The sequence below is a fragment of the Synechococcus sp. R70.1 genome, from assembly GCF_047461675.1.
GTDB lineage: Bacteria > Cyanobacteriota > Cyanobacteriia > Thermostichales > Thermostichaceae > Thermostichus.
Genome location: NZ_JANSHR010000072.1, coordinates 1 through 10,295, shown reverse-complemented (window position 1 = coordinate 10,295; position 10,295 = coordinate 1). Strand labels below are relative to the sequence as shown.

Sequence of the window (10,295 nt, the reverse complement as noted above, 5' to 3'; positions counted from 1 at the left end):
AGCAGGAAGAAAGCGTCAACCTGGAGCAAAAGTCCGCTTTTGTCCAGCGTTGTATGAGTCTTTCAGAGCGGCCGGTCGAGTTCAAAGGCACGGTGGACAGCTTGGAGAGCCCGGATCCCCTGCTCCCGTCGCACCACGCAGCTTACCTTAATCTCTGAGGTGCCGATCATCTCAATGTTGATCCCGGCGTCGGCCAAGGCAGCAAAAAAGCGCGCCGCCACGCCGGGATACGTTTCCATGCCGGCGCCGACGATGCTGACTTTGGCAATGTCGTGGTCGGTTTCAACCCCAGCTGCCTGCAGCTCCTCGGCCACCTGACAGCACACGGCCTCAGCCGCCCTGGCCTGATCCTGAGGCACGGTAAAGGCAATGTCGTTACTGGGAAGGCCGTTGTGGTAGCTCCGCTGGCTCTGGATGATGGTGTCGACGATAACGCCAGCATCCGCCAAGCGCCCAAACAGATGGGCAGCCGTCCCCGGCCGATCCGGCACCTTGCGCAGGCCTAGCCGCGATTGCTTCAGATCCAGGGCAACGCCCCGCACCGGGTGGTTGCGCAGAAGGGGATCCCCGCAAGGCGCTGCCTTGACTCGATGCAACTGGGGAATCACCTGAAACGCTTCCCCCAGCGCCAGGGCGGCCTCCCCAGCCCGCTCGGCTGCCACCACGCAGCTGACCTTGATCTCCGACATGGAGATCATCTGCAAGTTGATCCCCGCTTCCGCCAGCACGCGAAACATCTCGGCGGCAATGCCCGGGCGACCCATCATCCCCACCCCGGCAATGCTGACCTTGGCTACCGCCTCATCGACAAGGACTTCCCTACACCCCAGCTCCTGGCCAACCTTGCGGGCCACGGCTGCTGCCTGAGCCGCCTGGGCACGGCTGACGGTGAAGGCAATGTCGTTGGTAGGGGATCCCTCCGCCGCACTGAGGTGGAGCGACTGCAGAATTAAGTCGACATTGATCCCCGCTGCAGCAATCTCCTGGAACAGTTGCGCGGCAATGCCCGGGCGATCCGGCACTCCCACCAACACCAACTTGGCCTGCTCTCCATCCAGCTCCACGGTATCGACCGCCCGCCCTAGCTCAATGCTGCTATCAGGGGAGCGGACGCGAGCAGGGGGAGAGACAATGAGGGTGCCTTCTGATCCGGCTTGCAGCGGCTCCAGGCTAGAGCGCACCCGCAGCTTGACGCCGTAGTTGCGAGCAATTTCTACCGAGCGGGGGTGCAGTACCTGCGCTCCTAGGCTGGCTAGCTCCAGCATCTCGTCGGCGGTAATCTCTGGCAACAACCTGGCCTCGGGCACCTTGCGCGGATCGGCAGTAAAGATCCCGGGCACATCGGTGTAGATCTCACACAGCTCGGCTCCCAGGGCCACTGCCAAGGCCACCGCCGTGGTGTCCGATCCCCCCCGCCCCAGGGTGGTGATCTCCAGCTCAGTTAGGCTGGTGATGCCCTGAAAGCCGGCCACCACCACCACCTCTCCCCGCTCTAGGTGTTGCCAAAGGCGGTCGGTGTGGATGTGCAGAATGCGGGCCCGCCCGTGATCCCGGGTGGTGACGATGCCCACCTGGGCCGCCGTCAAGGAGAGGGCAGGGTAGCCCAAGCGCTGCAGCGCCAACGCCAGCAGGGCAATGCTGACCTGCTCACCCGTAGACAGGAGCATGTCCCACTCCCGCCACTGGGCCGGCGTGGTCGGGGATCCCTGGAGGATCTGTTCCCCCAGTTCCACCAGGCGATCCGTTTCCTCTCCCATTGCCGAGACCACCACCACCACCCGCTTCCCCTGCTCCACCGTGTGGGCTACCCGCTGGGCTACGGCCTGGATGCGCTCGATGGAGCCGACGGAGGTGCCGCCGTACTTTTGGACAATTAAACCCGCTTGCATAGCCAGGGCTGAGCTGGTTGACGTGGTTTGGATCCTATCCCGAACTAGGCCAGGCCAAGCCAGCTTTGCAAAAAGGGTGGCACCGGCAGCAGGATCAGCACAAGCCAGCTCAACATTGCCAGCCCCAGCAGCTCCCGGCCCTCATCCAGCTCGGCGACATCGTTGAGGGCTGGCTCGTCGGCACTGGTGATCACCAACAAAAGCAGCGCCCACAATAACAGCCAGGGCTGCACCGTCAAAGCCAGCAGCAGCACCAGCCAGCGAGTCACTCGCCCCACATTGGCCCCCATCTGCTGGCCATAGATGGCGTGGACAATGTGGCCCCCATCCAGTTGGCCCACCGGCACCAGGTTAAAGGCAACCACCACTAGACCCAGCCAGCCGGCAAAGGCCAGGGGGTGCAGATCGATCACCTGCCCCGGCTGCAACTGATCCCCCAGCACCAGGCGCGCCAGAATGGCCAGCAGCACCGAGAGGCGCGGGTCAATGCGATGGAAGCTAATTGGGGTCGGCTGCCCCTCTGGCCCTGCCGGAGGATCCCCGGGCGTCGAAAAGACCAGCCCCACCAGCAACATTGTCAACGCCACCAGGCTGCCCGCCAGCGGCCCGGCAACGGCGATGTCAAACAGTACCTTGCGGTTGGGCACCGGCTCTTTCAGCTCGATGAAAGCCCCGAAGGTTCCCAACACAAAAGGCACCGGGATGAAATAGGGGAGCGAGGTTTTGATGCCGTGGCGGCGGGCCACCCAGTAGCGGATCCCTTCATGGGATCCCAGAATGGCCAAGATCCCCACTGCATAAGGTAACCCTTTGAGCAGAGAGGGTAGATGCAGCAACCGGTCAGGGCTGACTCCAGAAGCTTGGGCGCCGGCAGTTAGGGTCGTCCAAAAGGTAAACAGCAGCAGCCCCAACGCCAGCAGAGGCCACTCCTTCTGACGGGTTAGGGAGCGCCGCGCCGCCGGGTTGGGCACCAGGGCAAAAAAAGGCTTGCCGGCAAACCCCTCCTGCAGCACCACCAGAAAGCGTTTGCCAAAGGTGGTTTCCACATTCCGCTGTACCTGCTCGTAGGCTTCCGTGGGATCCGCCCGCAAATTGCCACGGCAGATGATGGCCTGAGGACGGTACTCCACGCTTTGCAGATAGAAAACGTTCCAAGGAAAGCAGCGGTTGAGCTTTTCCCGCGATACCTCCGAGATGGAGATGGGAGCAGCTGCAGCACCTTCCTCCTCGCCTTCCTCTGTCTCCGGATCTCGCTCTGCCGGGGTGTTTTCCACTCCAGCCTGAGAGCCTGCTGGTGGAGGTTGGAGGCGCCCCCGACGCGCCAAAGTCATGCTGGTAAAATAGGAGGCCAAAAATAGCCAGGAGGCCAAAAATGGCCCCAACATCAGCAAAGGGGGCATTTCATACTGAAACACCTGCCGCCCCAGCACCCAAAGCAGGGGGGGGATCATCATCACTAGCCACAGGATCCGCCAGGGCACCTTTGAGAGGCGGGCCACGCTTTTTTGTAGCAGCAGGTAGGTTGTCGAGCCCACCAGTGCCAACAGGATCCAATCTGCCATGAGCTCAACAGGAAAACACCTTTACCAAGCTAGCGGCAAACCCGATCGGCTTGCTAGAGCCGGCAGCAGCGATCCGTCAGGAGCTAAACTTCCCTTGGCTTGCTCGTAAGCTGCTCTCTTACTCTCAACGCCACATCCACGCCGGCAAAAGCGTGTGCCCTGTCATCGCCCGCAGGGTGAAATAGATAAACAACAGCAGGGCCAGGGATCCCACAGTTACTAGAGCTGCTGCCGTCGCGCTTTTGCGATACAGGTTTACAAACGGCTGCAGGCCAGCCCAAATTCCCCCCAGCAAGACGGTGATGAAGTAGGTGGGGTAGCGGGCGACGTTCTCCACAAATTGATCTTCGAGTCGGCGAGGAGGCTGCGGCTGGGGCATAAGCAGAGGGCAACCCAACAACTTTCCCTCAGTCTGCCACAGATAGCGGTCTTTGTCCCCCGCATGTGGAAGGGTGGGAACACCCAGGTTCAAGACTGCGAGAACCTAATATGGTAGGCGTTATCCTGCCTGCTTTGCCCAGCACAGCCACCCCCTTTCCAGACTGATGCAAGAATTGCCCTCTGATGCCTCCAATCGCGCCAGTGATCTGCCCAGGGATCAGACCCTGGCGTTGATGCGCGTTCAGGAGGCCCTGGATCAACTGGAGGCAGCGATTCTCAGCAGTCCTCGTTTGTTCTGGTCGCGCACTCTCATCGACGAAGAGAAGATCCTGGAGCAGTTGGACTTCATCCGCCTTAACCTGCCCACCGCTCTAGAGGAAGCTGAGGAAGTGCTGCGCCAGCGGGATCAAATCTTGGCTGAGGCCCACCGCTACGCCCAAGAGATCGTGGCCATGGCCCAGCGCCGGGCCGAGCAGCTTGTGAGCGAATCCACCATCCTCCGCCAGGCCCAAGCTCAGGCGGAACAGTTGTTGCGGCAAACCTACCAACAGAGCGAGGAGGTGTGGCGACAGACCCTCCAGGAGTCAGAGCGTCTCCAGCGGGAGGCCCACCGCTACGTGGATCAGGTTTTGCAGGATCTGGAGATGCGGCTACTGGAGTCGCTGCGGGTGATCCGCAACGGCCGACAAAGCCTGCAAACCTGAGCCCGCTCCTGACTAGCAAAAGGCGGCGCAAGCCCCAGCTTTAGGCCAGGCGGCGCTGCCGTGAGGGCTCAGCTTCCTGGGAAGTTATAAGCCGCAGGCGCTATGCAGCCTCTGGGTCAATGGGGAGTGTTCACCTGCCCGGGTTTTAAGTCATATTAAGAGTAGCATCCGGACTTCCCTACCCTACAAACCGGGGTAGCCAAGCCAAGCTTCCTCCGGCAAAACGAAGACAAGTCTTGGATGGGTGGCCCGGAACTCAAGGCGCTGGAGATTGCCGTGGCAGGCAAGGGATCTTGAGCTTTGGCGGCAGGCTGGCGCAGCTTTTCTTTGGCCGACTGAGAGCGTGTTTCCCTCCTTCTCAGTGAGTGCTCCAGAACTGTACCCCTCGAGCCACCTTCCTCAGCGGGCTCTCTCCTCAGCCTGCGAGTTCTGGTTTTTGTCCCTTTTGGGAGTTCCTTAGTCGTCTAGGAGATTCTATGGCCATTGAACCGAAAGCTCGTAAGAACCGCGAAAGCGCTAAATCCCGTTCCCGCAGCCGTCGTCGAGAGTCAACCAAAGCCAGCAATTTGGACGCTAACCTCTCCCTGCCCAAGTTGATCCAAGAGAATGCAGTGCTCCAGTCGCGCAGTCAGTTGTTGCTGATGTACAGTGACTTTCAAACCGAAATGCCCAACGATGGCAAGACAGGCGTTGGCACCTGGCTGCGAGCCCGCCTCAAAGAGCACGGCATGCCTAGCTTACTGCGTTTTGGCCCGCGTTCCTGCCCCCAGGTCTTCCGCCGCGATGAATTCTCCGAGTGGATGATGCTGGCTCTCAACAGTCCCAGTTCCAAAAACGAGAACGGCTAGTAGAAGAAGCCAAGGCAGCAAACCTAGACTGCACTAGCGGGTTGGGCTGGGGAAGCATAGACGGTTTGAATTTCTCCAGCTTGCCCGCTATTCCTGTTGCGCCCATTGAGGGAAGCGGGTGACCTAGGCTCCTTCTCCTCCTCTGCAAGCAGCAGCTCCCGGATCAGACGGGCTGCCAAGCGTTGCAGCCAGCGGGAGGCCAACTGCCGCCCTAGCTGTTGGGCTTCTGGCTTGGTGGCTACCTTGGCTACTAGAGGCAAAAGCTGCAGCGGCTGAAAGGCGGGGTTGCTGCTGAGAATTGACCACAGACGTTGCAGATGGGTTAGACCATCTGTAGAGCCGTTGCCTGAGCTGGAAAAGAGGATATCCACCAGCTGCTCTCGCAGGAAGGCTCCCCGCTCCGAAAAGAGGAAATCAACGGCTTTTTCTAGGGATCCCTGCAAGTCAAAGTCTTCGCTGTTGACGGCATTGCGCAGCAGATTTTCCAAGCGGTTCCAGCGAAATTGTCCCTGGCTAAACAGCAGCTCCCGCAGAGCTTCCCGCAGCTCTGGAGCGGGATCAGTTAGGAGCCGCTGGGCCACATAGGGATAGGCTACGCTCAAGACCTTGAAGTTGGGATCTAGACCGATGGCAATCCCCTCGAGGGTGAGCAGCGAGCGGATGATCAGGGCGTAGTAGGCAGGTACGCGAAAGGGAAAGTTGTACATCACCCCCGAGAGGCGATCGGTAATGCTTTTGAAATTCAGCTCGGCCACGGGCTTGCCTAGGGCCTCGGCGAAGACATCCTCCAAGGCGGGGATGATGGGGGTGAGATCGGTGTCGGGATCTAGGAACTCCAGATCCACGTAGTCCTGGGCCAAGGCGGCAAAATCCCGGTTGACCAAGTGGACGATTGCCTTGATGAGGCCGTAGCGCTGGTGCGGCTGGATGGTGCTCATCATCCCAAAGTCAATGTAGGCCAGCCGCCCGTCGTACATAGCCAAGAGGTTGCCCGGATGGGGATCGGCATGGAAAAAGCCGTGCTCCAAGAGCTGCTTCAGGGAGCAGTTGACCCCGATCTCGATGAGGTGCTGCCCGTTTAGCCCGGCGGCGGCGATTTTGTCAAGCTGGGTCAGCTTGATGCCATCGATCCACTCCATTGTCAGCACCTTGGTGCGGGTGTACTCCCAATAGATTTTGGGAGCGTAGATGGAGGGGTGGCGGTACAGCTCTAGGAAGCGCTCGGCGTTGCGGCCTTCCTGGGTGTAGTCCATCTCTTCGTACAGCCGCCCCGCAAATTCATCGACAATGCCCACCAGGTCGCTGCGGATGCGGCGGAAGGTGCGCTTGGCCCAGGCGGCTAGGCTGCGGATGATGTACATGTCCAGGGAAATGCGCCCGATCAAATCGGGCCGCTGCACCTTGACGGCAACTTTCTCTCCCGTGTGCAGATACGCCTGGTAAACCTGCCCCAGGCTGGCCGCGGCAACCGGTTCCGGGCCGATCTCGCGAAAGATCTGCTCTATTGGCTGGCCGATTTGCGCCTCGATGAGAGCAAAGGCAGTGGCATTGTCGAAGGGGGGCAGCTCATCCTGCAGCTTGGCCAGCTCTTCCAGAAAAAGGGGCGAGACCAGGTCGGGACGGGTGGAGAGAGCTTGGCCAATTTTGATGGCTGTCGGCCCCAATTCCGTGAGGATCTCCCGCAGCCGCGCCGCATGCTTGCGTCGGTTCTTCAGCTCTACCCCCCGCCAGCGATCCCACAAGACCCAGATCAACAGCCCCAAAAAGGGGGCAATCAACTGAAAAAGACGCCCCAGCACCAGATCCCAGCGCCCCCGATATTGCCTAGCCAACTCCTCTGGGTCATAACGCAGAGCCGGCTGCAAGGGCTGCTGCCCCGATCCAGGCAAAGGCTGCTCTGCCACCGCTGGCTGGGCTGCGGCCGCTGTCGACAGTGTTGCGCCCATAGCAGTCCCGACGGATCTCGTAACACATCTTAACTTGCTGGGTTGGCAAGCGGCTTGTGGGCTGGGGGGTTGATCTGGGGCGGACAAAGATATCCTGAAATAGGCACAGACTGGGCACAAAGTTTAAGCCGATGGGTTAGCCGCTAAGCCCGCGGGGCAGCCCACCAGGTCAGCATGGAAAGGCGGTCTTTTCTCCAAAAACTACTCCTAGCTGCTGCTGGCCTTGGTTTGTCTCCCGGCTGGCTAACCAGGCAGGCTAGGCGCTATGGACAAGCTCTAGCAGCCACCTCCCGCAAGTTGGCTCTTCTCATTGGCATTAACCGCTACCCTGGCGAGGGATCCCCGCTGCAGGGCTGTGTAACCGACGTAGAGCTGCAACGGGAGCTGCTGCTGTACCGCTTTGGCTTTGAACCGGCAGGCATTCTCGCCCTCACCGATGGAGCGGCTACGCCAAGCGCAGTCCAAGAGGCCTTTGCTGAGCACTTGGGAGGCCCAAGTCAGCCGGCGGAAATCGTGGTCGTGCAGTTTAGTGGCTACGGCCAGTGGCAGGCGGGATCGGCCCCGGATCAGTGGCAGCCGGCTTTGCTGTTGTCGGGCTCCGAAAGCCTGGCGGCCATGGAGCTGGAGCGCTTTTTCCAGCTTGTGCAAAACTTGGGCACGGCCCAGGTCACAACCATACTCGATTGCGGCTTTACCCACATCCCACCTGCCCTACGAGGCAACCTCCAACTGCGCTCCCGCCCACCTGTCCCGCCAGCAGCCTCCAAGGTGCTGGATCCCGGTCAGCCATCCTCTGCAGAAGGGCAGCAAGTTTGGCACCCTCGGCCCAAAGGCTTGTTGATTGCTGCCACCACTCCCCAAGACTTGGCAGCGGAAGCTGCTTGGCCGGGATTTCATGCAGGAGTGCTCACCTACCTGCTGACCCAGTACCTGTGGGAGACCACGCCCCCTGCCCGCCTGCTGATTGCTTTCAACCAGGTGGTCAGTCGGCGGGAGCTGGGCCTCTTTTCTTGTCAGCACCCTACCCTGGAGGGCAAAGAAATAGCTCGACGAGTCCCCCCCTACTTCCTCATTCCCTCCCAGACAGCGGCTAGCGGGGTCATCCAAGAGGTGAGGGGGAGCCGTGCTCAGGTGTGGCTAGGGGGGATCCCAGCGGCAGCCCTGTGTGGTCTCCAGCCGGGCACCCTTCTGGCTCCCTTTGTTGCTGATCCTGCTGCTCCAGCAACACCACTCCTGATTCGTTCCCGCAGTGGGCTGTTGGCGCAGGTCCAAGCGGTCGGCGGGGAAGATCAGTTTCCCCCCGTAGGCACGCTGGTGCGAGAGCAGTTGCGCGCTCTCTCGAGCAGCCTCAAGCTCTTGGTGGGGTTAGAAGACAGCCTGGGCCGTGTTGAAAGAGTGGATCTAACCAACGCCATCGCCGGCTATAGCTGGATGGAGACGGCCAACCCACGCGAGCGCCAGGTGGATTGCCTGCTGGGCCGCATCACCCCAGAGATGGCTGCTGCCTTTCAAGGGGACGCTCTGCCCAAGCCCTTGGAGGTCGGCAGCTACAGCCTCTTTTGGCCGGGGCGAGAGCTGCTTCTCAATTCCTGTGGCCCAGCGGGCGAAGCGGCAACTACGGCAGTGCAGCGGCTGGCCTCCCGTCTGGCTCATCTGCTGGCGGCCAAGCGCCTGCGGACCACCCTCAACGCTGCCATCTCGTCCCTGGGGGTGGTGGGGGAACTGTCCACCCGAGGTAAAACCCCCTCGTGGGCAGTGCGGCCTCCTCAAGGGGCCTCTGCTCCTGCTGAGCTGGGCATGCCTCGCTTCCTGCGCGGGGATCCCCTCTATCTCACGCTGCGCAACGAGGGCGAGCAGGATCTGTTCGGCTATCTGTTGATGGTCGATTCCAGCGGGCAACTGCACCTGCTGGCTCCGGTGCCCCAGGACAACCTTGCCCTGCCGCTGCGCCTAGAGGCTAAGGGCAGCCTGACCATACCACCCCCGCCTGAGATGGCCGTCCGTGAGCCGCGCTCCGTCCTCAACCCCGATTTGCTTACCTGCCACGCCCAGGGACTGACCGAGTTACTGTTTGTGGCCAGCACCCGTCCCCTCTCTGCTAGCCTGGAGGCCCTCAAGGCCATGGCCCGCCAGCAGGGGGTAACCCGTTCGCCGATGTTGCTGAGCAAGCCGCTGGAGTGGACGCAAATCCTTTTCGAGGAGTTGACTTACCGCGCTGAGGAGGGGGCCCCTGACTTGCGTTGGCTGGATCCGGCTCAATCGGTCACGCTTTCCCTTACTTATCTCTTGGTTTAGCTCAGCAGTAGAGCAAATAGGCCACAGAGAGCAATACCATCGAAAACCCCAGCCCCGCCAATGCTGAGGATGCCTGAGCAACTGCGCCGCAACACCTCTGGTAGGTGCAGCAGATCCGCTCCAATCACCGTGCCCAAAACCCCTCCGGCAAAAGCCACCGCCGGCGCCTGATCTCCAGCCCAGAACAGAGCGGCCAAAGCCGCTGTAGCCGGAGCCACCAGGGGATTCATCTGAATGCCGATCCCGGGCACTACGTGGGAAGCGTAGTAGCTGACCAAAGTTACCAGCGCCGTTACGGCTAGGATCAACAGCCCACTGGCCCGGCCAAATTGATACAGGGCCAAGAGCAGCGGGATCAGGCCCCCGCCCACGTTTAGGGCAACCACCGTCTCCTGAGAGATCTTGGCCAACGGGATCCCCCAAAATTGCCGCATCCACAGGCTGGCCAGGTCTTCCACCAGAGTTACCTCGCACCTGACGCGGTAGAGGGGAATATTGACCGAGCTGCCCACCAGGATAGCCAGCAGCAGCAACAGTGCCCCATCTCGGGAAAAGCCCAACTTCCCTGCCGCCAGCGCTACCACATCCACTGCTAGCCCCAGCCAGAGGAAGGGCAATAGCAGTAGAAGCATTAAAAACAACAACAGTGAGACTGGCAGGTAGAACATGG

General features: G+C 60.9%; 8 protein-coding genes. 3 read left to right on the top strand and 5 right to left on the bottom strand.

Annotation, left to right across the window (positions count from 1 at the left end; genetic code table 11):
* Positions 1-62: 62 nt before the first annotated feature.
* The 3 genes from NW807_RS08950 to NW807_RS08940 form a co-directional block, all read right to left on the bottom strand.
* The gene (locus NW807_RS08950; protein ID WP_414405305.1) at positions 63-1,889 is read right to left on the bottom strand and encodes an aspartate kinase; all 1,827 of its coding nucleotides are present in this window, start codon (positions 1,887-1,889) and stop codon (positions 63-65) included.
* Positions 1,890-1,933: 44 nt separating this feature from the next.
* Positions 1,934-3,451 (bottom strand): site-2 protease family protein, encoded by a 1,518-nt coding sequence (locus NW807_RS08945; protein ID WP_414425882.1) that lies wholly within the window; start codon positions 3,449-3,451, stop codon positions 1,934-1,936.
* Positions 3,452-3,575: 124 nt separating this feature from the next.
* The gene (locus NW807_RS08940) at positions 3,576-3,830 is read right to left on the bottom strand and encodes a DUF751 family protein (protein WP_414394848.1); all 255 of its coding nucleotides are present in this window, start codon (positions 3,828-3,830) and stop codon (positions 3,576-3,578) included.
* Between the two features lie 166 nt (positions 3,831-3,996).
* Here NW807_RS08940 and NW807_RS08935 point away from each other — a divergent pair, with 166 nt between their 5' ends.
* Together NW807_RS08935 and NW807_RS08930 are read left to right on the top strand one after the other, a co-directional pair.
* Positions 3,997-4,536, top strand: a complete 540-nt coding sequence (locus NW807_RS08935; protein WP_414425881.1) for a hypothetical protein — start codon at positions 3,997-3,999, stop codon at positions 4,534-4,536.
* Between the two features lie 476 nt (positions 4,537-5,012).
* On the top strand, positions 5,013-5,384 hold the full coding sequence (locus NW807_RS08930; RefSeq protein ID WP_414394851.1) for a hypothetical protein: 372 nt from the start codon (positions 5,013-5,015) through the stop codon (positions 5,382-5,384).
* A gap of 23 nt (positions 5,385-5,407) precedes the next feature.
* On the opposite strand, the gene NW807_RS08925 is transcribed toward NW807_RS08930, so the two are convergent.
* The gene (locus tag NW807_RS08925) at positions 5,408-7,330 is read right to left on the bottom strand and encodes an ABC1 kinase family protein (protein ID WP_414425880.1); all 1,923 of its coding nucleotides are present in this window, start codon (positions 7,328-7,330) and stop codon (positions 5,408-5,410) included.
* 174 nt (positions 7,331-7,504) lie between these two features.
* On the opposite strand from NW807_RS08925, the gene NW807_RS08920 reads away from it, so the two are divergent.
* Positions 7,505-9,625: a caspase family protein gene (locus NW807_RS08920; protein ID WP_414425879.1), complete on the top strand. Its 2,121-nt coding sequence runs from the start codon at positions 7,505-7,507 to the stop codon at positions 9,623-9,625.
* Here the strand turns inward: NW807_RS08920 and NW807_RS08915 are convergent.
* Positions 9,622-10,295, bottom strand: a 674-nt coding sequence (locus NW807_RS08915) for a DUF1614 domain-containing protein (protein WP_414394855.1), incomplete at its 5' end; no start/stop codon positions are given. The genes NW807_RS08920 and NW807_RS08915 overlap by 4 nt on opposite strands.

What these genes read in the sequence shown, in the direction of transcription:
- NW807_RS08950 (WP_414405305.1), bottom strand. Translation starts at nt 1,889, where the DNA reads ATGCAAGCGGGTTTAATTGTCCAAAAGTACGGCGGCACCTCCGTCGGC.
- NW807_RS08945 (WP_414425882.1), bottom strand. Translation starts at nt 3,451, where the DNA reads ATGGCAGATTGGATCCTGTTGGCACTGGTGGGCTCGACAACCTACCTG.
- NW807_RS08940 (WP_414394848.1), bottom strand. Translation starts at nt 3,830, where the DNA reads ATGCCCCAGCCGCAGCCTCCTCGCCGACTCGAAGATCAATTTGTGGAG.
- NW807_RS08935 (WP_414425881.1), top strand. Translation starts at nt 3,997, where the DNA reads ATGCAAGAATTGCCCTCTGATGCCTCCAATCGCGCCAGTGATCTGCCC.
- NW807_RS08930 (WP_414394851.1), top strand. Translation starts at nt 5,013, where the DNA reads ATGGCCATTGAACCGAAAGCTCGTAAGAACCGCGAAAGCGCTAAATCC.
- NW807_RS08925 (WP_414425880.1), bottom strand. Translation starts at nt 7,330, where the DNA reads ATGGGCGCAACACTGTCGACAGCGGCCGCAGCCCAGCCAGCGGTGGCA.
- NW807_RS08920 (WP_414425879.1), top strand. Translation starts at nt 7,505, where the DNA reads ATGGAAAGGCGGTCTTTTCTCCAAAAACTACTCCTAGCTGCTGCTGGC.